Here is a 25,091-nt window from a genome sequence, read left to right as displayed (position 1 = left end):
CGTTATATTAGTATGTATAATGACACACTAATAAATACGATTGTTAAATTTGAAGGATTTAATAAAAAGCTGATAAATATTTTTGTAAGAAAAAAGCCACCCCTTTGAAAGAGATAGCTTCATGGATCTATCCTATGTATAAGTGTAATGTTCGAATACGTGATATGTTTTGTGGACTATAATACAATTAGTCTTTTGTTTTTTCATGATACAGTATTGTAATTAAGTAAACAAACTTAATAATTTATACCCAATTAATCCTAAAATAGTGATAGGAATCATCATTAAGAAAGAAGACACACGATAAGCATTAGAGCGTTCTAATACAAGAATCAAGATAATTCCGACTATCACTTCCGTATATCCAACAGGTAACATGTGACTGTAATCTTCAAAGTTTAATAGAATGTGAAGTCCGTCCGTTACAAAAACTCCACTTAAAAGTGCGCTTCCGAATTTATGAAGTGGATTTGTAGTATCTTTCCATAGAAAACCTGCAATTCCAAAGATCGTTCCTCCTATACATGCACATACAATCCATACAGATATAAAATAAATAGAGTGAGCTACATTTTTAATAACTATTGCATAACCATAATAGCCTAATACCATACCGAGTAGTGCAAGGATACCAGAAAGCATAGCTGTACGCTTAGAATAACTAAAGCTAGCCACGAAAAAGGATGGAACTAACCAAACGCTTCCTAAGTTAGCTAATGAATGCCAATTTCCTGGAAGTATACCTTGCCCCAATTTCGTTAGTATACCAACAAGTATCCCTACTATAATCGGGAGGATAAAAATCCTTACAAACATATTTAACTTTGTGATTTCTAATGTCCTGTCCATAAATTCAATCCTTACATTAATATTTTCTGTAAAGATATAATAGCTTATTACAAGGGAATAATCAATAAAAATTTATCGAAAAACAATAAGTGGTTATTGGATAACGAATAAGATTTTGTTTTTATATAAAATTTATTACTGGGGAAACCTAAAGGACGTATTACAATCAATGTAATTTGTGCTTATTCAACATGAAGTTAAGGAATGATAAATAAATCTAAAAGAAAGCAATCTTTTTAACAGCACATATAATTACATTTACTCATACAGTACTAGTATGGTACAATATGGTTATTAATGACAGAAAGGAATGATGGGTGGACGATGATTAACTAATCTTATTTTTAAATGTTGAAATTCAATACATTTCAATTTCTAAAAAATAGGATTAGTCTGCCCAATTTCCATACAACGGTATTGCTATTTATGTTGCGCAATAGCTTATTTGGGTATAAATATTTTAACGACTAATCCTGCCAAATTTATTTGGGAGGATTTTTTTATTCTCCCTTAATGAAAGGGATCGGTATTATGAAAGAACTATTAAAATTAAATGATGTTTATGTTGAAATAAAGGAAAATATGTTGTTAGAGAAAATGAATGTGACAGTAAAACAAGGGGATGTTATCGGATTAATTGGTAAAAATGGTGCCGGTAAATCAACGTTACTTCAATTAATAAATGGGAAGATTGAGCCTTCAAAAGGTACTGTTGAATGGATGCAAATGAACATGACAACAGCATATGTTGAACAAGAAAAAGAATCTTTTGTTAGTAAGGATATAATTGCAAAAGAAGCAGAACTTCTTGCGAAATGGGGCGTGCCAACGAATGATTTTCTTACTTTAAGTGGTGGTGAAAAGCTAAAAGTTCGATTAGCAAAAGGATTTGCTGAAAATCCTAATGTCTTAATATTAGACGAACCGACAAATCATCTAGATGAGATGAGTACGGAATTTCTTATTAAACAAATAAAAAATATGAAAGGTACAGTTATCGTCGTATCGCATGATCGATATTTTTTAGATGTTGTCGCGACTAGAATATGGTCAATTGAGGATAAGAAATTAATTGATCATAGCGGGAATTATACGAGTTATATGAAAGCGCGTGAACATAAAAGAATGGCGCAGCAGCGTGAATATGAAAAACAACAAAAAAAGATAGAACAAGTAGAAACTCATATAAAAGAATTAAGCTCATGGTCACAAAAGGCACATGCGCAGTCCACAAAACAAGAAGGTGTGAAAGAGTTTTATCGTGTAAAGGCGAAGCGAATGGATGCGCAAGTAAAATCGAAACGAAAACGTCTTGAAAAAGAGCTTGAGAAAACGAAAGTTGAACGTGTGAAAGAAGATTATTCGGTTGAATTTTCTATTCAAGCGAGTAAAAAAGTAGGGAAACGTTTCTTAGAAGTAAAACAATTGCGGAAAGAATTTAATAATCGAATATTATTTGAAAACGTTAATTTTACAATTCAACACGGTGAGAAGATTGCGATTGTTGGACCAAACGGTAGCGGGAAAACAACTTTACTGAAGATGATTATGGGAAACGAAACTGCTGAAGGAGAAGTATGGATTTCACCTTCAGCAAACATCGGTTATTTAACACAAGAAGTATTTGATTTACCGCTGGAAAAAACACCAGAAGATTTATTTTTCAAAGAGACGTTTGAAGAAAGAGGAAAAGTCCAAAATTTAATGAAACATTTAGGGTTTGAATCTTCCCAATGGAAAGAGCCGATTCGATATATGAGTATGGGTGAACGAGTAAAATGTAAGCTAATGGCTTATATTTTAGATGAAAAAGATGTACTTATTTTAGATGAACCTACGAATCACCTTGATCTTCCTTCACGTGAACAGCTTGAAAATACATTAGCTGAGTATAACGGAACGCTCGTTATCGTTTCTCACGATCGATATTTTCTGGAGAAAACAACTAATACAAAGCTTGTGTTTGTAAACAATACAATACAAAAGCAGCTCGAAGAACCTACGAAAACAAGAGACGAAATCGAAGAGCTACGTTTAACATTAGAAACAGAAAGACAAGAAGTATTAGGTAAATTAAGCTTTTTAACTTCTAAAGATAAAGAATATAAAGCTCTGGATGAACGATTTATGGAACTTACGAAGCAGATTAAGGAGCTTTAATATAAGTAAGGGGGATTAACATGGAAGAAGATAGATTCACTAAGTTATTTAAAATAGATTGTGGAGATCTATACCTACAAGAGTTTACGATCAGTGATGCAGAGAGTATTTATCAAATACATTTCAATTAAAGGCGTAAGTTAAAAATATAACTTCGGGAAGGAAAAGACCATTATCGGTCTTTTCTTTTTCGTATAATAAAGATAGGAGATTGTATTTCCTACCACTATACAATTATTATAAGATAGTTATGCGTTAATTTTAATTTGTAAATAATGTTATTATCAGTTTTTTTAGAAATCTTACAAGCGTGTAAGATAAATGAAAGAAGAATCAATATGAACTGTAAGACAATTCATTTACACTCTGTTATGAGACGTGCAAATGAAGGGAGAATAGAAATGGGAATTTTACATGCGAAAAATATTAGTAAAGTATATAAAGGGAAAATACCTTTTAAAGCATTAGTAGATATTGATTTATCAATTCAAGAAGGTGAATTTATAGGGATCATGGGGGCATCTGGTAGCGGGAAAACAACGTTATTAAATATGGTATCTACTATTGACTCTCCAACATCGGGAGAAATAGTAATAAATGGTACGAATCCTTTCCAGTTATCATCTGAAGATTTGGCTTTATTCCGTAGAAAACAATTAGGATTTGTATTCCAATCATTTAATTTACTTAGTACGCTTACAGTGAAGGAAAATATCGTATTGCCGATGACATTAGATGGTGTTTCTGTGCAAGAAATGAATAAACGAGTAGAAGAAATTGCAGAGAAATTAAATATTACAGATATCTTGAATAAAAGAACGTTTGAAATTTCAGGGGGACAAGCTCAAAGAACAGCAATTGCTCGTGCAATTGTTCATAAGCCGCAATTATTACTTGCTGATGAACCGACCGGGAATTTAGATTCTAAATCTTCAAATGATGTAATGGAGATGCTGGATACGCTTAATAAGGAAGAAAAGGCAACGATGATGTTAGTTACACATGATCCGTATGCAGCTAGTTTTTGCAGCCGAGTAATCTTCATAAAAGATGGTCAACTGTATAACGAAATTTATCGTGGTGAAAGTCGGCAAACTTTTTATCAAAAGATTATGGATGTCCTTTCTTTGTTAGGAGGGAAAAGGCATGACTTTTCGTCAGTTCGCATTTAATAATATTTTTCGGAATAAGCGTACATATGCTGCTCATTTTTTAAGTAGTGCATTTTCTATTATGATTTTCTTTACATATGCCCTTTTATTATTTCATCCTGATTTACAAGGGGAATTAAAATCAACAAGTGCAACAATAAGTGCATATGGTACGATGGGATTTACAATTTCGCAAGGTTTGATTTTTGTATTTTCATTTTTCTTTATCCTATATTCAGTTAGTTCATTTTTAAAAACTCGTAAGAAAGAATTTGGCATATTAATGATGCAAGGTATGTCAATGAGACAATTTAAGAAATTATTATTAATTGAAAATATGTTGATTGGATTTGGTTCAATTTGTATAGGGATTTTCATTGGACTCATATTTTCTAAACTAGTCTTATTGATAAGCGCAAGTGTATTAATGATTAATAATGGTTTGCCTTTTTATACACCAGTGAAGGCTGTATTATTAACGATTATCACTTTTCTTTTCTTATTTTTCATTGTTTCACTATTTACATTTAAAATGGTAAAAATTACGGAACTTGTGGAACTTATTCGAGCAGAGGAAAAACCAAAACCTGAACCGAAATCTTCAATTTTATTATCACTACTTTCTTTAATTAGTATAGGATATGGATATTTCTTAGTATTTCGTTTCATTTCAAGTTCCAGTTTTACTACGCTCGGAATGGGTGTCCTACTAGTAATTATAGGAACGTACTTTTTATATACACAGTGTAGCCTGTATATATTACATCTTGCTAAAAGGAGAGAATCTTTCTTTTTAAAGAGAACAAATATATTAACGATTTCTGAATTAATTTACCGTATGAAAGATAATGCAACAATGTTTTTTATAGTTTCTATTGTTTCAGCAGTTGCATTTACAGCGATTGGTACAACAGCTGCAATTGGAAGTAAAGATTTAGTAAGGATGACAAATCCGTATACATTTTTATATGAGGATTTTGAAAACAATAAAGCATTAAATAAAAATCTTTCTATTATAAAAAAACATCTTGCTGATGCTAATATTCCATATCGAATGGCTTCAGCTTCATATATATACACAGAAAGTAATGTAATTGTAATGAAGTTAAGCGAATATAACGATCTTGCTAAAGCACTTGGATATCAACAAGAAACAATTGAAAATGAAGGTGAAACTTTATTAATTCCTGGAGTCGTATCACAAAAACACGAATTTAAAAATGGCGACTATAAAAAAAGTATAGAAGTCATTCAAGGTGAATGGACAAAGACATTTCAAGTGGAAAAAGCTGTAGAAAATTTAGTTTTACCACATGATACTAGAAAAATATATATCGCTGTTCAGGATCAAGTATATGATGAAATACCTATTACTAGTGATCCAAATAATATTCATATTCCATATCGTACTTACGGATTTGTTGTAGACGATTGGATAAAAACGAAGAGAATTTCAAACGAATTAATTAGTACATTCGCGAAAGAAGAAGGTAGTTTTCAATTTCAAGCTTTAACTCTAGATTTGTTAAGTGCGAAGCAAACGAATGGACTATTACTTATGGCAAGTGTTTTAGTCGGAATCGTCTTCTTTACATTCGCTGCTAGTTTTATCTATTTCCGATTATATACGGATTTGGATCGTGATCAACAGCAATATAAAATGATTTCGAAAATGGGATTAGGTAAACGCGAGCTAAAGAAAGTTGTAACGAGACAGTTATTATTAATGTTCTTCTTACCGATTATCATTGCAGTGATACATGCCGTAGTCGCTTATATGGCATTACAACAATTACTCGATTTTTCTATTATGAATAGTTCTATCGTAATTTTAATTTCATTTATTTGTATACAAGTTTTATATTTCTTTATAACCCGTTGGCGTTACCTGCAAAAGCTTTATAAGGTTATGGAACAATAGAGTTTATTAGCTTGTAAGACTATATGAAAGTATGTGAAAAATCAACTGTATGATGAAAGGAAACGCGATGAAAAGAACTCTAACTATTTTTATGTTAACGATACTACTATTAATAAGTTTTAGTGCATGTTCTAAAAAGGAGAATCTATTTCCTGCAAACGGTATATTAATCATTGGAGATGAAAATAAAATTTCACCAATTATTAATCGTTATCAGGAAATTACGAAAGAAAATGAAGTATTTTCTGTAAAAAAAGGTAAAGTTGGAAACGGACAGGTATTAATTTTAAATGAGTCTACAGCACAAGCATTGATTAAAGCTAAAGTTTTTCGTGAACGAGACAATGGCTCTAATTATATACCTGTAAATACGTTACCGAAATTCCCAAAAGAGGGTTCGCTGCTGTTTGCGCAAGACGACGAAAAGACTTTGAAAAGTATTAAACTAGAAGGGAAAGAGATTCCTGTCATATACAATAGTGACGCTTGGATAGGTAACAAGCGTATTTATCCAACACAATGGTATGTGATTGTAGCAAAAAATAGCGTATATAAGGAAATAAAAGCAAATGAAACAAAAATGCATCTTCTTCAATTTAAAAAATCTATAGGTGACGAAAAACCTAAAATGTCGACAGATAATACAATGATTAATGAAAATGTCAAAGTAAAAAAGCTAATTAAAGGTTTGGAAGGAGAAGTATCTTTTCAGTTTGTAACGATTGGAGAAAAATCTTAAAAAAGAGTTCGAGCTTGATAGAAACTTTATCAAGCTTGAACTCTTTTTAGTTTATAGACTATTTATATAAAAAAGATTACATTACTTCATTTAATCGAGTCTCGTTTGTTTCCTCAATCGCATTAGTATTTTGAGTCGAATTATTTTGAGCTTCTTTTTCTTTACGAACTTTTTGTAGCATTTCAAGGATGATCCATAAAGGAACACCTTTATCTTTTAGCATCTTCCATAAATCTAATTCATTAAATTTATGCTCTGGCTGTTTCATTTCTTTTTCGGATGAACGAATATCGAACTTGATGGGATCATTTACTTTCTTACTTTCAAGTTTAGTAGAAGAGATAGTATTATGCTCAAGATTAGATGGAGTTATTTTAGTAGGTTGAGACAATGTATGAATATTTGATCCGATTTGCATGATTTTTCCTCCTTTTGAAGCAATGAGATTAGTTTTCTTATGGTTTTTAAATCTTTTTAACATGAGGAAACTATATCTAATTATAAATTCAAATAAACAGATTTACAAGATGTATTGTAAAAAGTAAATATTTATCAACATTTGTATATGTTTTCTATATATACAACGTATATAAAATACTTTACATTATGTTTAAGTTATTAAAGCATGCTGTAAATTTAAAAATGTAAACGTTTTATTAGGGGGAGGAAGTATGGGGAAGTTATTTTTAAAAATATGTTTTTTTGCATTGATGACTGTATGTTCATTCGCCACGAAAGTAATATACGCTGAAGAGAGTCAACAAAATAATTATCCGATCATTTTAGTAAACGGGTTTGCCGGATGGGGTAGAGAGGAAATGCTAGGGGTTAAATATTGGGGTGGTGTTCATGATATACAGGAAGATTTGAAACGCAATGGTTATACAGTTCATACCGCAGCCGTTGGGCCAGTTTCTAGTAACTGGGATCGTGCATGTGAATTATATGCCCAAATTAACGGTGGAACAGTAGACTACGGTGCCGCACATGCTGAGAAACATGGACATAATCGTTTTGGAAGAACTTATAGTGGTTTCACGCAGAGTTGGAGTGAAACAAATAAAGTACATTTAGTTGGACATAGCATGGGTGGACAAACAATTAGAACATTGGTACAGATATTAAAAGAAGGCAGTTATGAAGAAAAAAATTATGTGAAAAATCACCCAAACACCAAAATATCACCACTATTTGAGGGCGAGAAATCATATGTTCATAGTGTTACAACATTAGCAACTCCTCACAACGGTACAACACTTGCGGATGGTAGTCTTCTACTACCGTTCGTTAAAGATTTACTCATTACAGCTGCAAGTTTTGGAGGAAACGATAATTTATCACTATATGATTTTAAATTGGATCAATGGGGGTTGAAGAAGAATGCTGGAGAGTCCTCTTTACAATATACTGATCGTATTCTAAATAGTTCAATTTGGAAAAATACAAAAGATATAAGTCAATGGGATTTAAGTACAGATGGTGCAAAGGAGTTAAATAATTGGGTAAAGACGCAACCAAATGTGTATTACTTATCCTATAGTGGACATGCATCACAAGCAGCACCTATAACAGGTTTACATTTGCCTCATATAACAATGAATAAGGTGTTAATGGGGAATGCATTTTTCTTAGGTTCCTATGCAAGGTATGAAGAAAATCGTCCATTAATTAATACTTCTTGGTGGCAAAATGATGGTGTAGTAAATACAAATTCTATGATTGCACCATCATCTCATGCTACTGTAAATAATAGCGAGTCATTACAGATTGGGAAATGGAATCATATCGAAACGAAAGCAAATTGGGACCATTTCGACATGGTAGGATTAAGTGTTTCGGACACGTTAGGTTTTTCTAGCATTCAAGAGTTTTATAGAGCAATTGCTGAAAAGTTATCACGTTTACCGAAATAGATAGTAATAAAGCGCTCTCGATGGAATTCGAGGGCGCTTTATATTATATTGAAAGAGGGCTTTGGTAGAAAAATATGGGGGGATATTATGAAAATTAAAGTTGTATTATCAGGATATGGAACAGTAGGAAGAGAGTTTATAAAATTACTACATGAAAAATGTTCATATATATATGAAACATATGGTATAGAGTTAGTTGTAAGTGGCTTATTAGGTAGAAATGTTGCAATACATAATGAGGATGGGTTATCTATTCAGGACTTATTAACGTATGGTAGCAGTAGCGCAGCAATTGAGAAGTATATAGAATATCATCCGGAGGAACGTGCAACAGATAACATAAGTGGTACAGTGCTGGTAGAATCAACAGTTACAAACCTTAAAGATGGAAATCCAGGAAAACAATATATAAAACAAGCGATTGAAAAACAAATGGACATAGTAGCAATTTCAAAAGGTGCGCTTGTTACAAACTGGAGAGAAATAAATGAAGCAGCAAAAATTGCGAATGTACGAATTCGATATAGTGGTGCAACTGCGGCCGCATTACCTACACTTGATATTGGTCAATTTAGTTTAGCTGGTTGCCATATTGAAAAAATAGAAGGAATATTAAACGGGACAACAAATTATATTCTGACGAAAATGAATGAGGAAAATATTACGTTTGAAGAAGCACTGAAAGAAGCGCAACGTAAAGGAATTGCTGAAACGAACCCAATATTAGATGTAAGTGGTTCTGATAGTGCGTGTAAATTGTTACTTTTGACAAACAGTTTAATGGGAACAGAGCATATGCTTACAGATATACATATAAAAGGAATTGAACATGTTACAAAACAACAAATTCGAAATGCTAAGGAACAAAATAAATTTATTAAATTAATTGCATCAGCATATAAAGATGAGGATGGCAATGTGAATTTAAATGTTGAACCGTGCGAAATAGATAAAGATCATCCGCTAGCAAATATAAATGGGACAGAAAAAGGGATTACGTTCTTTACAGATACGATGGGCCAAGTTACTACAATTGGTGGTGCATCAAATCCACGCGGAGCCGCAGCAGCAGCTTTAAAAGATATAATTAATTTATATCGTAAAGATTTGTCACGTATTAACGGGGAGTAAAGTTACTAATTGATTAAAGTTGTATTTTATAAAACCGTACCGCCCTTTATAAAAAATACATATGTAGTGGACCTTTTGAGAATGAAATAAATATGCAAAAATGATTGCAGGGGGTAAGGAATTGTTTAAAGATTTTAAAGTTGTGAAAGATCGTCCCGTTTATATTCAATTAAAAGATTATTTAAAGAAGATGATTATGAAAGGGCATTTGCTCGGGGATCAAAAAATTCCTTCAACAAGGGAACTAAGTGAATTACTTAGTGTAAGCAGAAACACTGTACTCGCTGCTTATGCAGATTTAGAGCAAGAAGGGCTCATTTATGCAGTTAAAGGAAAAGGGAATTTTGTTGCGAAGGTTGATATATCGAACACTTCGTCTGTTGAAATAGATTGGAAAAATAAACTTAATACAGTTACTTTATTAGCGGATGAATTAGATTTAATGAAACATGGTGTTCGTTGGGAAAAAGGAATGATTGTTTTTAACAGTATTGCTCCGGACGAAAAGCTATTTGATGTGGAAAATTTCAAAAGAGCTTTTCTTACTCGTATGTCCATTGAAGGTGATGTCGTATTAAATTACGGATACGCAAAAGGTTATAGACCGTTAATGAAATATCTACTTCATTATATGGAAATGAAAGGTGTAGATATTTCGAACAAAGATATTTTAATTACAAATGGATTTACTGAAGGGTTAGATATTGTTCTATCCTCGTTATCAAAGAAATCAGGTCGAGTTATTTGTGAGAATCCAACTCACCATGCTGCGCTGAAGCTATTCCGCTTACATGGCCTTGAAGTTCATGGTATTGATATGAATGAAGATGGTATTGATACGAATCAAGTTGAAAAAAGCTTGCGTGAAAAAGAGTTTGATTTTGCGTATTTAATTCCTTCCTATCATAATCCAACCGGCATTGTGACGAGTTCAGAGAAAAGAACGGAACTGATGAGATTATTTTCAAAATATAAGATTCCTATTATAGAAGATGGATTTAATGAAGAGTTACGTTATTCAGGTTCACATTTAGCACCATTATTAACTTTTGCTGGTGCTGGTAATAATGTGATTTATATTAGTAGCTTTTCAAAGGTACTTTTCCCTGGCTTGCGTGTAGGTTGGATCATTGCAGATAAAGAACTAATTCATTATTTAGAAAGTGTGAAAAGAGCAAGAACTATTCACACATCTACTTTAGATCAAGCTGTCCTATTTCAATATTTACATGAAGGATATTTTGAAAAATATTTAAAAAAGGCAAGATCTGTTTATAAGAAAAAATATGAGTTAGCTGTTGGGGCGTGTAACGAGTACATTCCGTTTCAAAGAATGACCGGTGATGGTGGACTTCATTTATTTATAGAGTTAGAAGAAAAAATTCATGCCCGCACGCTTTTGCAAAAGTGTTATGAGCAAGGGGTTACTTTTTCTCCTGGAGATGTGTTTTATTCTGATGGAGGAGGAGCGAACACGTTTCGATTAGGATTTTCACGTTTGAAAGAAGAAGAAATAGTTCGGGGAATCAAAATAATCGGTGATACAATAAAGTGAAACTTTAATCAGGGGGGGGCATCCCCCACTGATTATTAGCCCTCACCAATCGGGCTTTTACGGGCAGTTGATCCCCCACCTAACTGCATTGCTTTCGCTGAATTTTGAGGTGGGGGTCTTACTGCTCGTTAATGCGGGATAAAAAACGAAATTTGGAGTTGAGGAAATGAGAATTGGCGTTATTATGGGAGGAGTATCCTCTGAAAAACAAGTATCCATTATGACTGGAAATGAAATGATTGCAAATTTAGATAAAAATAAATATGAAATTGTCCCAATTACATTAAATGAAAAAATGGATTTAATCGAAAAAGCGAAAGACATTGATTTTGCGCTGCTCGCATTACACGGAAAATACGGAGAAGATGGAACTGTTCAAGGAACGCTTGAAAGTTTAGGTATTCCTTATAGCGGAAGTAATATGTTATCTAGTGGTATATGTATGGACAAAAACATGTCAAAAAAGATTTTACGTTATGAAGGAATAGAAACACCAGATTGGATTGAACTTACAAAAATGGAGGATCTAAATGTTGATGAATTAGATAAGTTAGGATTTCCATTAGTGGTAAAACCAAACTCTGGTGGTTCGAGTGTGGGGGTAAAGATTGTCTATGATAAAGACGAACTAATTTCAATGCTGGAAACTGTGTTCAAATGGGATTCTGAAGTAGTAATAGAAAAGTATATTAAAGGTGATGAGATTACATGTTCCATTTTTGATGGAAAACAGTTACCTATCATTTCAATTCGACATGCGGCTGAGTTCTTTGATTACAATGCGAAATATGATGATACTAGTACAATTGAAGAAGTTATTGAACTTCCAGCTGAACTTAAGGAACGTGTAAACAAAGCGTCACTGGCTTGCTATAAAGCATTAAAATGCAGCGTTTATGCAAGGGTGGATATGATGGTGAAGGATGGTATTCCATATGTAATGGAGATTAATACATTACCAGGGATGACGCAAGCGAGTTTACTACCAAAAAGTGCAGCTGCAGCGGGAATTGAATATAGTAAACTATTAGATATGATTATTGAAACTTCATTAAGAGTAAGAAAAGACGAAGGATTTTAAGTAGTGGTATCATGAATAACTTTTGACAGTTACATGAAGTATGTTATGATGAATACAATACGAAAATTAAATATTTTATCCACTAGGGGGGCCTATTATAGGCTGAGATCAAATTGGAATTTGAGACTCTTAGTACCTGATCTGGTTAATGCCAGCGTAGGGAAGTGGGAAAGACATTGCTGTTTCATGTATAAATACTGTCAATTTCACTTTCTTTACGTCTGTAAAGAAAGTTTTTTTGTTTTACAGATTTAATAATGGTGGGTAAATACTTAAATTTCATACATAATTGGAGGGATTTACATGACTTTTTCACAATCATTACGTAAAGAAGTAGACTCAATTTGGGAAGCTAGTTTTCATCATCCTTTTGTAAAAAAACTTGGTGAAGGAACGTTAAATTTAGCTAGTTTTCGCTATTATGTGCTTCAAGATTCGTATTATTTAAGTCACTTTGCTAGAGTACAAACTTTAGGAGCTGCAAAAGCACTAGAATTAGAAACGACAGCTCGTATGGCACACCATGCTCAAAATACATATGAAGCGGAATTATCTTTACATGAGAATTTTGCGAAGAAATTAGGGATAACACAAGAAGAAAAAGATAATTTTATCCCTGCTCCAACTGCATATGCGTACACTTCACATATGTATCGTGCTGCGTATGAAGGACATTTAGGCGATATTATTGCAGCAATTTTACCTTGCTATTGGTTGTATTATGAAATTGGTGAGCGTTTAAAAGAGTGTAAGCCAGAAGAGCCAATTTATAAGGAATGGATTTCTGCTTATGGATCCGATTGGTTCCGAACATTGGTTGAAGAACAAATTACACGATTAGATGCAATAGCTGAAAAAGTAACAGAGGCAGACCGAAATCGAATGAAACAACATTTTATTATTAGCAGTCAATATGAATATTCATTTTGGGAAATGGCTTATACATTAGAAAAGTGGCCGGTAAGTACAAAAGAGCAAAACGTAATAGGATAAAGAGAAGAGGTATTGCTATTCACAGGTATGAATAATACTTAACAAAAGAAGTATCGCAAAAAGGCGCATCAATCTAAATGCGTCTTTTTTTAATTTATAAAAATGAGCCCGTGGAAAAATAGGTACATGAACAAGGTGCATCATCTAGTGATAGGTCATATTTTGTAGGTGTATGTATTGAACTTAGTTTATCCCGCGTTAACGGACAGTAAAACTCCCACCTCAAAATTCAGTTGGAGCAAAGAAGTTAGGTGGGAGTCGGGCTGTCCGTAAACGTCCGATTGGTTCAACTAATAATCAGTGGGTGATGAACAAAACCCCCACTGATTAACGTTTCACTTTATAGCGCTATTTCTACTTAGGAAATATAGGAAAGCGTCAAAAGGTTAAAAGTTAATAAACGGAGGTCATGAAAATGAATCAGTTTCAACAAGAACTACAAGCGTTAAGCCTTAATGATTACCAGTCTGGAAATGTTGTGTATTGGGACCAGCAAAACCAATATCCATATTACTATATTGAAGATGCTGCTCGTCGTTGTGGTGGCTGTGGTCGTTGCGGTGGATTCCGTTGTTTTGGTTGCTTCGGTTTGTTTTGGTTGTTTTAGTTGTGGCGGTTGTGGTAGCTGTGGTAGTTGCTCTAATTGTTTTAATGGTACTTCTGGCGATATTGTAATATATGAATATTGATTACGAATATTCATATAAAATATTAGCTTTATATATGTACATGCCGGCAAAGAATATAGCGCCATCGCTAGTGGATATATTCAATCATTCAATCGTACCTTACTCTTTGTTCATATAGTATAGGATTGTTAGCGGAAATCTAAGACTCTTTATATTGAGAAATCAAGAAAAATCATTTTAAAGAGTCTTATCTTTTTTTCTTAAATTAAAGAGAAAATTTACTTATAGGTAATAAATCAATGTCTTGTTTTACTGAATCAGCAACACAAGAAGTTGTACAAGCACCTAAACAAAACATCATCCAATCAGGTGCTTTTTTACCTTATGAAACTCCTGATGTTACAGGGGGTAATGCCCTTAAAAATGATTGCTAAAATCATTTTAAAACCTGATGGATTAACATATTTCATTTCTGATTCAACGTCGGACGTTCAATTAAAACAATGAAAGAATACCTTGATCGTAAAGGTTGGTGGTATGAAGTTAAATAAAACAAAAGAATAGTTTGATAAAAAAATAAAATCCGCCCTTTAATTAAGGGCGGTCGATTTTTATTAATGATTTTTTAATGCTTGTTTTAACGTTTCAACTGTTTGTTCAAGCTATTCTATAGGATTAAGTTTTAAAGAAGGAAAATAAATTTCAGTATAATATTCAATGAATTCTTCTTTTTCTTGCGTGGATAAATCACTTTTTGAAAATTCAGTTATGTGCTTTACAGTGTTTTCTATACACACTTTGTGAGCTTCTTCTATAAATTCATTTAAGGCTTTTTCTACTGTTCCTATATCTTGATGAAATATTGCGTCTGAAAATTCGCTTAATTATCTGTGCATATAATCTTTATCATTCATAAGTATCCTCCTAAATTTCTATCTTACGGGATATCCTGTTCGAATATAACTTCCTTGTCCGTCTTTTTTTAGATAATTTTAGCATTAGTTACCTCTAATACATTTTCAGATCCTCTTACAATAGATCCACCAATAACTTCATCACCTCTATACCTAAAGTTAGAGTTGGCGAGCTGTAGGGATCATCTAACCATCTTTCTATTTTACGTATATTTCGAGGATTGGTTAACACTTTTTACATAAATTTTACATGGTATTGAAGATTTTGATAAAGACTAAATTTGAATTTTATTAAAAAAAGACACGGCTTCCAGTGTCCCAACTTACGACGAGAGTTTTATGAGAAAGCTTAAATAGGTCAATTTAAGTTTCCTCATAATATATGAAACTGCAATTAGAAAATCAGTTATTTTTTAAAGGAGTTAATGGGTATTTGTATGTGCTGAAATCCTTATTAAAAACATCTTGTACTAATTGGATAGTTTCATAGTCATAAAAGCTATCGTATGTTGGGAGGCGTGGGAATAAAGGATCGGTAATATCAGCATCTGCAAAATTACCTTTAAAAATCGCCCTGTCCTTTTGATGATGCCATGATTTGGTTAGTATATGTAAAGGGGAAGTTTTTAGTTGATATATTTGTTCGAGGCGAATAATTTCAGTAGAGAAATTTTCAAGGTAGATATACTTTGTAACAAACTCATCCTCACCTGGTTCATACTGCTGCATTAAATGTGGATCTACTTGTTCTAAATCCATCATTTGTGCTTTTAAGTAGTAGAGAAAGATTTTAAATGAAATAGGTTTATTACAAAATTGATTACCATAATAAAAATTCCGAATAGGATTCCATGCTGGGTTTTCTATGTAAGGGGGAGCGATTAATGAGAAGAATGAACTTACAGCTCTTGTATACGGGTTTCTTACTAATTTATAGGTATCTTTTTCTTTTGAATATAAAGCTGCAGCTAATTCAATAAAGTAGTCCGAGGAGTTTTTATATATTTCATTTTCATAATTATGGATGAAAGAATCGTATTTTATGGCTTGTTTAAATAAATTTATTTGATAAAAAAACCAATGTGCAAGAGAGGTACAGCCACTTTTTTGACTCCAAAATAAAATTAAAGGGAAGTTAGAATTAAAGAGGGGAACGCGTCCGTATTTAATAATATTTGCAAAAGACATAGTTATCCTCCATTCAGTTATGTCAATTATGTTTAGTGTATGAATAGAGAACTTGGCATATGAACAAGAGAAGTAGAATAGATAGTTTAAAACAATATAATTTTGAAATAAAAGCGTTAGTTTTTACAATAATCTTTACACCTATAAACAAACATAGCAGGCAACTGACTGGATTACCCGCTATGTTTATACACTGCACGGAGGAGTGCCTTCCGTTTTGAAAGAGCGAAGCCCAGGGAGAGAGCGCTCAGATGTAGTATGTGTAATGAAAAAAAGATTATTCGTAAATGAGAATGAAAATTATTTTATAAGGACTGGCATTCTTTTAGTTTCAAATCTTTCAAAGTCTATAGGACAATATGCAAACGTTACTATAGGCTCTGAAGTCTCGTTTGTAAAAAAAGTGTTGTTAATTACTTCACCAGAAGAAGAATAAAAAGTAATTTTGGTTTTTGATATAGGAGGAAGCGTTATTACCATTGGTTTACTTGTCATACTAATCAGCTCCTAAATTATTTAGTTCTATATGAACGTATATGTATTCAATAAATGTATATGAATTCATTTTATAAAGTTAGCACTTAGTGAATTGAGAAATTTAACAAAATAGTTATTTTAAATAAAAATTTATACTAAAAAAGAGCACTATATAAGTGCCCTTTAGGTGGTGGTCCAATAGAGAAGTGAATGAATTACACAATAGTATATGTCTGTTTTATTAGGGTGTGACGAATTCTATAAAGGGATCATTTTTATATATTTTAAATGAAAAAATAGAACAAAATTCTTATTTGAATAGAGAAGCCCTAGAGTTAGGAGGTCTAGGGCTTCAAGTCTGAGTATATCTCACACGGCATTAATAAAAGAGAAAAGAACATACTGAAGATAACATATGAATGTTTCATAAATGTATCAAAAAATTGAACAAAATCGTAATTTGAATAGAAAAATGGTTCTTACGTAATAGTAAGAACCCATGAACAGAGAAAAAGTCGCTTGTGAAACCATATGGGAATCACAATAACATTTTAACATCTTGATATATAGTTGTCTATATGTCTTTGGTGTAATAAAACTAGACAAAAACGCTATTTTATAAAAAAGAGAAGCACTTGACCAGAGTGCTTCTCTTAATGCCAATACACAATACCGTATTCAATTATAATGTATAAACGTAAAATATTTAACAATTAGCTATGTGGTAAAAAATTCATTATGGTTTAGTTTAAAATCAAGAAAGAGCACTTAATAAAGTGCTCTCATGACGAGATTCATTTTGTAATGACTATTTTATAAAGAAAGGAACGCAGAATATTATATGCGCGTTCAGTTAATTGAGTGTTTTTACAAACAAAGAGTAGCCAGCAAAAGCTAACTGCTCCGATCAAAATGAAAATCTAGATGCATAAATAGTATATGACAAGTTATCACTTATATTCAAGGAGGAATGGATATGAGTAAGACTCTGGACGTTTTGCAAATTCTAATCGACTTATCAATATTAATTAGTCTTAGAGATTGATCATATGTGGTGCCAAAAACTGAATCAAGAGGATTTAGTACTGGTAAAGAATATTGTTTTAATGACGAAGACTTCAAGTTGTTTAGAACACCAGAAGAAGTTGGTATAGCTGTTAAAAATGATACAGGTAACTTCGAACACATTAATTATAGTGAATTCTTATCATTCTTTGATTGCAAATAAAAGAGCAGTTAGCAAAAGCTAACTGCTCTTCTGAAACGCATTAAGAAGGAAGTTCAGAACTCAAGTGCATTTATAGTATGAACGGAATAATAAGAGTTAGAAATACTCTCCTTTCAAGTTTCTTGTTTTCAATTCCAAAGTCAAATCTGTTGTGTAAGCAAGGAAGGGCTTTTGCTCTTCTTCCAGCTACTTAATATTGTTGGAGCGGGTGAGTGTAGCGAAATAGGTAATTGGAAGCAGGATAAAATTTCATTTACCGTAATTGAATCACAGAATAGTGTACTGAAAAAGAGGACATTTCCAAACATGGATGTCCTCTTTTTATTAGAAAGTATGTACTTTTACAAGAACAATAAAGAAAGTATTAGTATGCCACCTAGAATGGAACTGATACACAGTGAAGAGTATCTAAGAAAAAGCATTGCGAACAATCCTTTTAGGTAAAGTATGAGTCAGTAATAAATGTTTTTATTTTATTATATAGAAATTATACATTAAACATATTTAATGAGTCATCTAGGTATAAAGATAATTGATAATCATACAATGATATGGAAAGGTCTTTTCTAACGTGTTAGTTACCTCAAAGTATATGATCTATCTTTTGGCGCCTGGGCGAGGGTGCTTTTTTTATTGCACCTTTTGATGAGGACAAGCATATATTGAAGTATAGTACAAGTTCACTCGCTTGTATCTATCTCGTTTCAATACTCATAAGAAACTTCCTTATCACATTAAGAGTGCACCTACTGGCGCAGGTGCACTCTTTTTATTGAATAAAATGGACATTTGGATAGAAAACACATCCTTAAAATAACCTTAATTTAACTATGGATTTAATAATACCTGAAAATAAATGTTATAATTTTCTAAAGAAACTCAAATAAAGTTTATTTTAGAAAAGGGGTAGAGGGAAAATGTTTCAAAAGCTTAAATTTTATTTAATGAGCATATTAATTAGTGCATTTTTAGGTGTGATTATCATAGGTGCTAATTTCTTGGTTCATAACATATATAATTTAGCTGCAGGTAAAGAATATCATTTTAATATGTGGTCTTCTATTATTATATTTAGTGTCGTATTCATTTCGGGTTTCTCGTACATGTTAAAGAAGGGACCAGATATACTTGTTAATGATTAAACCAACAGCAATTATTGTAGGCGCTACCGTGATCTGGGTGGCGTCTTGTTTGTTGTTAAAGAAAGATAAGCGCAAACGTGTTGCATTTCGCAAAACAAACGAAAAAAGAAAAGCAAGAATCAAATGATTCCTGCTAAGGTAAAAAATTTAATAATTGAACGATAGAGATAATAAACTCTGGTGAAATATTAATCTCGAATTTAGTGTTCATATAAAAACTCCTCTCTTTATTCAGTGCTTACATGGGTATATACAAGCAAAACGCAATTTCGTAACAAAAAAGAACAAAAATATAAGAAGAGGAATAAAAAAGAACCCGCTGGAGTTCGGGTCCTTTCACAAGTGATGGTGTATTCTCGGCTCGGGAACTGAGAAAAACACAAAAATATAATACATCTAGTTTTAGAGAATTTCAATACTAAATTAGAGTTATTTCGGAGGAGGATGAAGAATGGTTAATAACAAGTTAGAGATTAATATTAATGTTGATACATTTGAAACATTAAAACAAATAAAGGGAGTAACAGAAGCTACTAATGGATTTGGTGCTATATTAGAGAAGCAGACGGTATCGCCTATATTGAAGGTTACAACGTTAACTTACGTAAAGGATCAGGTACAAGCTATTCTATGATTCGCCAGTTAAACAATCCAGAAGCTTATATTGTATGGACTGAAAAAGATGGCTGGTTAAATCTTGGTGGAGAACAATGGATTAAAAATGATCCATCTTATGTGAAATTCAGTAAGAAAAGCACAGTGGATTCTTCTATTGTAGGGAAGCGTGTTGTTTCAAAGGTTAACAATCTACGTTTCTATGATGCTCTATCTTGGCGGGATAAGGATGTTGCTGGTTTTGTAGAAGAAATATACATAAATTATCGCTGAAAAAGTGACAGAGTCTGACCGCAAAGGAATGAAACAGCATTTTATTATTAGCAGTCAATATGAATATTCATTTTGGGAAATGACTTATACATTAGAGCAGTGGTCAGTGAATAAAGAAGCGAAAAAGGTAATAGGATAGTGAAAAGAAGATTTGATATACATATGTATGGTCAATACCTCTTTTATAATCTTTTGTAAAATTATTGTAAATCCCAAATACAATACGTGACTAATATTATATAATCTAAATATATTATATTAATCATATGAAAGGAGGGATATGTATGGAAATTTCTTTTAACTTTTATCAGAGTCATGTCATTAATATATAAGTCGGATAAGCGGTATTTGCTATTCTTTTAAATAATTAAATTATGTGATAATACTTTAGTTTTTTTGTGATCAAGAAAAATGAAGAAAGGAAGTAATCATTTTATGGAAAAATTAAAGTTGTTAACATTTGAAAATATAGTAGAACCTCTTTTAAACGAAAGCGTATCATTTATATATTTTCCTATTGAATGGCTCGATATTGTAGAGATACATTATAAGACATTTTTATTAACGAGTAAGTTGAAACGATTGAATGAAAGGTTATATGATATGTTTTCTGATATATTATTTATTCAGCATAATCCATATGTACTAAATGAAAATACACCATGGATTGTAAGTAAAGAACCTATTAGAAAAGAACAACTTGATTATATTTTTCAAAGTTGGTATGAGATTATTCATGATTGGAAACCTAATAAATTAATAGAATCGCCAAAATATGAATGGCATTATGATTTAATTTCTAATTTAACAGTACTACATGATAAGGAAGTATATTCTAAATGGGTGCCCGCTTTAATTTCACATATTTTTTGTGAACTTCCTGTACAAATAGAAAACATAAATGAAGAAGATATATATTTTTCTCCTCTTAGATCACAAAATATTTGTGAGGCGATGTCAGAGCCTATTAAAGATGAACAAACACAAGATTATTTTGCCTATGTATTTCGGTTCGAATATATAACACGCGGAGGAGAGAACATTCCATTATTAAATGTTTCAATAGGAATTCGGAGATTTTATCAAGAATATAACCATCCAGACATTCCTTTGCTATTAAGACGAAAGCGGGGCATGATTTTAATTTCCACTCCGGAATTTGCATCGAATAATAAGAAATTACGATTTGTAAAACTAAAAGTTCAGCAGGCTACAAACGGCATCAAATGGATTAAGATATTTAGAAATTTAAAAGATGATTTTCGTATAGGTGGAGAAGTTGAATTGGATCATATTCTTCAATATCCGAAAGATTATATGCTAGGAGCAAATCTTAGGGTACTTCTTCCATACAATGAGAGAATATATAAAGTTCAAGGTACTAAAATAAGATCTGGTATAAAAGCAAAAGAAAGAGAGTATCTATTTAAAGGGTTTCAGCAAAAATTTTCTTATTTCACATTACTACCAGAATGTAAAAAGATTGAAACAGGCAATAGGAAAGAAGTATTCCCTTTAATTGCACCAAAAGGATTAGAGACTATAACGCTAGAAATATGGTCTGAAAAAATATCGCTGGAAGTAGAACAAGCATTATTTGAAAGTAAAATGGTGTTAGCTCAAATCAGTGAGTCGTCATATGTATTACATGCAGATTCTCCAGTATTGTTAAAAATAGAAAGATGTAATATTGAAAAGGTATTGCAAAATCCATATAAAATGCAATATTGCCAGAAGTATAAAACGAATTTAGTAGAGGATGTTATGAAAGCGGTTTATGCTACTGCAGGTAAGCGTAATGATACGACATTGGCGTTAATTGCAATGAAAAATTGTGATGGACGTGAAAAAATTGATCCAAAGCAAATTGTTAGAGAAGGATTTGCACGAACAAACCGTATTTCAGCATTTATTAATTTATTTATAGGTCAAAGTGTGTCTCGTAAAACGATTATAAATGGTATTTTGAGTTTATTAGAACAAAAAGGATTTTTAAAACGTAGTTGGAATAAGATAAATTTACCTTGTACATATGTTAATTTATCAATTGAACGAATCTCGAAATTTGATTTCTTACCCATTTTTTCAAAAATAAAAGGAAAAGAAATTTCATATAAATTATATGGGAATATAGAGTGGCAAACGATTGATCGTTTATTATTAAATGTAGATAAACATAACACCTTTTTGCCGCAGCCTTCAAAAAGAAATGATATGGGCATTCAATTTAAACAATTTGTTTCTGAAACATTAGCGGAAATTTTACAACCTGCAAAAGAGCAAAATGAGCAAGTATACTTCATTATAGATGCGAATGTAAGAAAATATTGGATAAAAGAGTTGCAAAATGAAAAAATTGATATAGATACTTTCCCTGACATTGTTCCAGATGTGCTAAGGGTTCCAAACTTAAATGCTGTAAGAATAAATACATCTTTTGATGTACCCAAATACGGTGTGATAGAATGTGATGACGTATTAGATAGTACGAGTCTATATATAGATCAAAAGGGAATGTATTATAGCACTGGTGAGTATCTGTGTAATGATAGTGAAACATTGCATCGATATATACTTGAAATATTACCTCTAGGTGTAAAAGCTGTTGAAAGGAACTATATTGCCAAAATGGTACATTACATGCGCTGTAATTCAAGTATGCTTTTGGAAAAGAATATACACATGCCATATTCTATGCATATGGCGAAAGTAATAAAAAGTTATATGACGGATATAGATGCAAGAGAGTTTAAAGAGTTTGATGATGAATTGGATGTAGATATTATAAAAATAGAAAAGAAAGATTCAATTATTCGGATTTAAATAATAGTAGACAAATCCTGTTCATTATATCGGTCAGGATTTGTCATTTTTTCATGTAAATAAGGATATCTTTTGTCATGTATCTTTTCTTTTACATATTTACTTTATTTCCATACAGGATTAAGATGTTTTTTAGAAATAAAAAACTACATCATACGGAAAAGCTATATGAATTGACTCAAAAGAAATTTGAAAGGAATGAGGAATTGTGAAGAAATTAGATGTGCTATTCATGCTATTGAGCGGCCTCTTTCCAGTTGCAGGAATTTTAAAGCAAATCCCACTAGAACAATCTTTATATATTGGAGGTCTTTTATTTTTTACTAGTTTCGGTAGTTATTTTGCGAAAAAAATATATTCACGTATATGTAGTTGGATAGCGTATGCGCCATTTATTACATTATTGTTAATCATTTGGCATCAAGATATTTCAACTAGTTCAATAATAGCGAATGCGAAAATTGCCTCTTGTATCGCTTTAGTCCCATGTTTATTCCGTTTTCGTACATATGGACTTACTTTCGGTTTATTTGCATTATGGTCCGCTTTACTTTGGGATATGAAAGAAGTACAGTCGTTAGTCATACTTGAACGTATGTCTAGCTTAATGACAAGCAATTTCAAATATATCATGCTTTTAGTTGGTGGACTTATATTTGGTGGATTACTTGCGATGTTAATTCACCGCAAAGAGAAAGATGATAATAAAGAAAATATAAATCTATTTAAACAAAAAAAGAAACGCAAAAAATTATCCTTTAAGATTCCACTTCCAAGATTACCTAAATTTAGGATGAAATTATTTAAGTTTGGTAAAAAAGTATCAAAACGAAAAACACCAGAAAAACTACATGAGCATAATTACGAAGAACCGGCTCCAGCTGCAACATATGAAATGAAAGAGCAAATACATCAATATAAAGAAGGTACTGTTCAAGGACAAACAAGGATGGAACGTCGTAGAAATAGGTATAATGCATAAGAAATATTAGTAAGCCTTTAATGATTTATCATTAAAGGCTTTTTTGTAATTACATATAGATTGCTAATGAGAAATTTATAGCATAATCTAAAACTGAGGACTCCAATAAAATAATGGGAGGATAAAATGCTTATTATTATATATATTGCCGTCAGTATATTATTTTTAGTTAGCTTTTTACATGTTTACTGGGCTTTCGGAGGTAAGTGGGCGACAAATAGTGTTATTCCGACTAAAGATGGAGAAAAGGCGTTTACACCAGGTGCAGGAATGACATTGATCATTGCGTTATTATTAAGTATGGCAGCAATAATTTTATTACAACAAACTAATATTGTTCATTTTGCATTTCCTAATAGTATTGTTCAAGTGGCATCCTGGGTGTGTATGATTGTATTTCTCATAAGAGTAATTGGTGAGTTTCATTATTTTGGTATTTTTAAGCGAAAAAAAGATACTCAATTTGCTAGAATGGATACTGTTTTATATATACCACTTTGTGCATTTTTATCTTTATCATTCTTATTAGCAATTATAACTTGAACATAAAATGGTGGCTGTTTTCTTCAAAATAGCAAATGTAAAAGTGAAAAATCTAGGGGTAAATAAAAAGGATGTAAGCGCCTTTTTACCGAATTATAGATTATTATGAAAGTCGGGTGACACTATGAAGTACGTAAAAGTCAGTATGAATGGTGGAAGTGAACACAAATTTTCGATGACTTTAGCTCGGTTTGAAGAACTTATTACAACAGAGAATGGGCTATTAGAAAATAAATTAGTTAGCATTGAAAATGTAATGATTAATCCTACTAATATATCTTCTGTAGTTGAAAAAATCGGTGTACCGGCTAAATTTATGGAAGCTTAAAAATGTGTACATAAAAAACATCCAGGGGGATGTTTTTTTATATGATAATTGTACAATGGATATTTGAACAAATTTTTTAACGATACCTATGCATGTATGAAGTAGCTAGATATGATATTTAATATATGCACAATAAAATAAGTACAAGCATATATTAAATAGTAGGACAAGATCTTCGTGTCTGAATCAATACTCAGAAAAAACCTCTAATCACATTAGAGCATCCAATAGCAGGGTGCTCTTATTTTTTATGAAAAATGTAGCTCTACAATGGCTTCGTTTCAATTATAGTTTTCTTTAACCTTTAATTTTAAACTTATCTTTTACGTTAATAAAAATTAAGAATAAAATGACAGCAATAATTAAATTAGACAGATAGTGTCAACAACGATTCAAATTTCCCCAATTTCAACGAAATGAAATTCCCCATTATGAACGGCTAAATCGTTGTTTGGG

General features: G+C 31.9%; 20 protein-coding genes, 7 pseudogenes and 1 riboswitch. Of the genes and pseudogenes, 21 read left to right on the top strand and 6 right to left on the bottom strand.

All coding sequences use genetic code 11. The features are described from left to right. Window positions 1-222 precede the first annotated feature (222 nt). Complete coding sequence (locus PDQ33_RS09675) at window positions 223-849, bottom strand: DUF6518 family protein (protein WP_000376248.1); 627 nt, start codon at window positions 847-849, stop codon at window positions 223-225. A gap of 531 nt (window positions 850-1,380) precedes the next feature. Here PDQ33_RS09675 and abc-f point away from each other — a divergent pair. The 5 genes and pseudogenes from abc-f to PDQ33_RS09650 all read left to right on the top strand — a co-directional run bounded on the left by abc-f (window position 1,381) and on the right by PDQ33_RS09650 (window position 6,820). Further along, window positions 1,381-3,009 (top strand): ribosomal protection-like ABC-F family protein, encoded by a 1,629-nt coding sequence (abc-f, locus tag PDQ33_RS09670; protein WP_002170234.1) that lies wholly within the window; start codon window positions 1,381-1,383, stop codon window positions 3,007-3,009. Between the two features lie 20 nt (window positions 3,010-3,029). Beyond that, window positions 3,030-3,128 (top strand): annotated as a pseudogene (locus PDQ33_RS09665) (acetyltransferase); the annotation flags it as partial. Window positions 3,129-3,410: 282 nt separating this feature from the next. After that, entirely contained in the window at window positions 3,411-4,181 is a 771-nt protein-coding gene (locus tag PDQ33_RS09660) for an ABC transporter ATP-binding protein (RefSeq protein WP_270755487.1), read from the top strand. Further along, on the top strand, window positions 4,156-6,081 hold the full coding sequence (locus tag PDQ33_RS09655) for an ABC transporter permease (RefSeq protein ID WP_270755477.1): 1,926 nt from the start codon (window positions 4,156-4,158) through the stop codon (window positions 6,079-6,081). The genes PDQ33_RS09660 and PDQ33_RS09655 overlap by 26 nt, the downstream gene beginning before the upstream one ends. Window positions 6,082-6,148: 67 nt before the next feature. Further along, window positions 6,149-6,820 (top strand): lipoprotein BA_5634 family protein, encoded by a 672-nt coding sequence (locus PDQ33_RS09650; RefSeq protein WP_002163634.1) that lies wholly within the window; start codon window positions 6,149-6,151, stop codon window positions 6,818-6,820. Between the two features lie 76 nt (window positions 6,821-6,896). Here the strand turns inward: PDQ33_RS09650 and PDQ33_RS09645 are convergent, their stop codons facing one another. After that, window positions 6,897-7,238, bottom strand: coding sequence for a DUF3914 domain-containing protein (locus tag PDQ33_RS09645; protein ID WP_001165503.1), 342 nt, complete (start codon window positions 7,236-7,238; stop codon window positions 6,897-6,899). A gap of 253 nt (window positions 7,239-7,491) precedes the next feature. Here PDQ33_RS09645 and PDQ33_RS09640 point away from each other — a divergent pair, with 253 nt between their 5' ends. The 7 genes and pseudogenes from PDQ33_RS09640 to PDQ33_RS09610 form a co-directional block, all read left to right on the top strand. After that, window positions 7,492-8,733: an esterase/lipase family protein gene (locus PDQ33_RS09640; RefSeq protein WP_074543418.1), complete on the top strand. Its 1,242-nt coding sequence runs from the start codon at window positions 7,492-7,494 to the stop codon at window positions 8,731-8,733. Window positions 8,734-8,820: 87 nt separating this feature from the next. Then, complete coding sequence (locus PDQ33_RS09635; protein ID WP_000695910.1) at window positions 8,821-9,864, top strand: homoserine dehydrogenase; 1,044 nt, start codon at window positions 8,821-8,823, stop codon at window positions 9,862-9,864. Between the two features lie 121 nt (window positions 9,865-9,985). Then, window positions 9,986-11,419 carry a MocR-like pyridoxine biosynthesis transcription factor PdxR gene (pdxR, locus tag PDQ33_RS09630; RefSeq protein WP_000471621.1) on the top strand — a complete coding sequence of 478 codons (1,434 nt, stop codon included), beginning with the start codon at window positions 9,986-9,988 and terminating at the stop codon, window positions 11,417-11,419. A 166-nt stretch (window positions 11,420-11,585) separates the two neighbouring features. Next, window positions 11,586-12,500, top strand: coding sequence for a D-alanine--D-alanine ligase (gene ddlB, locus PDQ33_RS09625; RefSeq protein ID WP_074543417.1), 915 nt, complete (start codon window positions 11,586-11,588; stop codon window positions 12,498-12,500). A 74-nt stretch (window positions 12,501-12,574) separates the two neighbouring features. Then, a riboswitch (TPP riboswitch) is annotated at window positions 12,575-12,680 on the top strand. A 123-nt stretch (window positions 12,681-12,803) separates the two neighbouring features. Further along, on the top strand, window positions 12,804-13,493 hold the full coding sequence (gene tenA, locus PDQ33_RS09620) for a thiaminase II (protein WP_061130408.1): 690 nt from the start codon (window positions 12,804-12,806) through the stop codon (window positions 13,491-13,493). A gap of 409 nt (window positions 13,494-13,902) precedes the next feature. Continuing rightward, a pseudogene (locus tag PDQ33_RS09615) lies at window positions 13,903-14,182 on the top strand (heterocycloanthracin/sonorensin family bacteriocin). A 215-nt stretch (window positions 14,183-14,397) separates the two neighbouring features. Then, window positions 14,398-14,673 (top strand): annotated as a pseudogene (locus PDQ33_RS09610) (N-acetylmuramoyl-L-alanine amidase C-terminal domain-containing protein); the annotation flags it as partial. Between the two features lie 111 nt (window positions 14,674-14,784). On the opposite strand, the pseudogene PDQ33_RS09605 reads toward PDQ33_RS09610, so the two are convergent. The 4 genes and pseudogenes from PDQ33_RS09605 to PDQ33_RS29155 form a co-directional block, all read right to left on the bottom strand. Beyond that, a pseudogene (locus PDQ33_RS09605) lies at window positions 14,785-15,036 on the bottom strand (contact-dependent growth inhibition system immunity protein). A gap of 18 nt (window positions 15,037-15,054) precedes the next feature. After that, a pseudogene (locus PDQ33_RS29060) lies at window positions 15,055-15,268 on the bottom strand (RNase A-like domain-containing protein); the annotation flags it as partial. Between the two features lie 170 nt (window positions 15,269-15,438). Then, the gene (locus PDQ33_RS09600) at window positions 15,439-16,224 is read right to left on the bottom strand and encodes a sulfotransferase family 2 domain-containing protein (RefSeq protein ID WP_061130410.1); all 786 of its coding nucleotides are present in this window, start codon (window positions 16,222-16,224) and stop codon (window positions 15,439-15,441) included. A 300-nt stretch (window positions 16,225-16,524) separates the two neighbouring features. Then, window positions 16,525-16,704, bottom strand: coding sequence for a hypothetical protein (locus PDQ33_RS29155; protein WP_429680501.1), 180 nt, complete (start codon window positions 16,702-16,704; stop codon window positions 16,525-16,527). 1,048 nt (window positions 16,705-17,752) lie between these two features. Between PDQ33_RS29155 and PDQ33_RS09590 the strand changes: the two genes are divergently transcribed. The 9 genes and pseudogenes from PDQ33_RS09590 to PDQ33_RS09555 all read left to right on the top strand — a co-directional run bounded on the left by PDQ33_RS09590 (window position 17,753) and on the right by PDQ33_RS09555 (window position 24,635). Then, window positions 17,753-17,929 (top strand): hypothetical protein, encoded by a 177-nt coding sequence (locus PDQ33_RS09590; protein ID WP_239696957.1) that lies wholly within the window; start codon window positions 17,753-17,755, stop codon window positions 17,927-17,929. A gap of 917 nt (window positions 17,930-18,846) precedes the next feature. Continuing rightward, window positions 18,847-19,071, top strand: coding sequence for a hypothetical protein (locus PDQ33_RS09585; RefSeq protein ID WP_270394882.1), 225 nt, complete (start codon window positions 18,847-18,849; stop codon window positions 19,069-19,071). 451 nt (window positions 19,072-19,522) lie between these two features. Then, window positions 19,523-19,705 carry a hypothetical protein gene (locus PDQ33_RS09580; protein WP_061130414.1) on the top strand — a complete coding sequence of 61 codons (183 nt, stop codon included), beginning with the start codon at window positions 19,523-19,525 and terminating at the stop codon, window positions 19,703-19,705. After that, a pseudogene (locus PDQ33_RS09575) lies at window positions 19,636-19,932 on the top strand (N-acetylmuramoyl-L-alanine amidase); the annotation flags it as partial. The gene PDQ33_RS09580 and the pseudogene PDQ33_RS09575, both read left to right, overlap by 70 nt. 19 nt (window positions 19,933-19,951) lie before the next feature. After that, window positions 19,952-20,098 (top strand): annotated as a pseudogene (locus PDQ33_RS29150) (TenA family transcriptional regulator); the annotation flags it as partial. 296 nt (window positions 20,099-20,394) lie between these two features. After that, window positions 20,395-22,782 carry an RNaseH domain-containing protein gene (locus tag PDQ33_RS09570; RefSeq protein ID WP_270755483.1) on the top strand — a complete coding sequence of 796 codons (2,388 nt, stop codon included), beginning with the start codon at window positions 20,395-20,397 and terminating at the stop codon, window positions 22,780-22,782. Between the two features lie 208 nt (window positions 22,783-22,990). Beyond that, complete coding sequence (locus PDQ33_RS09565; RefSeq protein WP_061130282.1) at window positions 22,991-23,764, top strand: DUF3959 family protein; 774 nt, start codon at window positions 22,991-22,993, stop codon at window positions 23,762-23,764. 126 nt (window positions 23,765-23,890) lie between these two features. Continuing rightward, window positions 23,891-24,307: a DUF3995 domain-containing protein gene (locus PDQ33_RS09560; protein WP_000905442.1), complete on the top strand. Its 417-nt coding sequence runs from the start codon at window positions 23,891-23,893 to the stop codon at window positions 24,305-24,307. 124 nt (window positions 24,308-24,431) lie between these two features. Beyond that, window positions 24,432-24,635, top strand: coding sequence for a hypothetical protein (locus tag PDQ33_RS09555; protein ID WP_000878365.1), 204 nt, complete (start codon window positions 24,432-24,434; stop codon window positions 24,633-24,635). The last annotated feature ends 456 nt before the right edge of the window (window positions 24,636-25,091 follow it).

It is taken from the genome of Bacillus cereus group sp. Bc031 (assembly GCF_027716265.1).
Classification (GTDB): domain Bacteria; phylum Bacillota; class Bacilli; order Bacillales; family Bacillaceae_G; genus Bacillus_A; species Bacillus_A paranthracis.
Note: the sequence above shows the minus strand (reverse complement) of the source record. Positions and strands in the feature narration are given on the sequence as shown.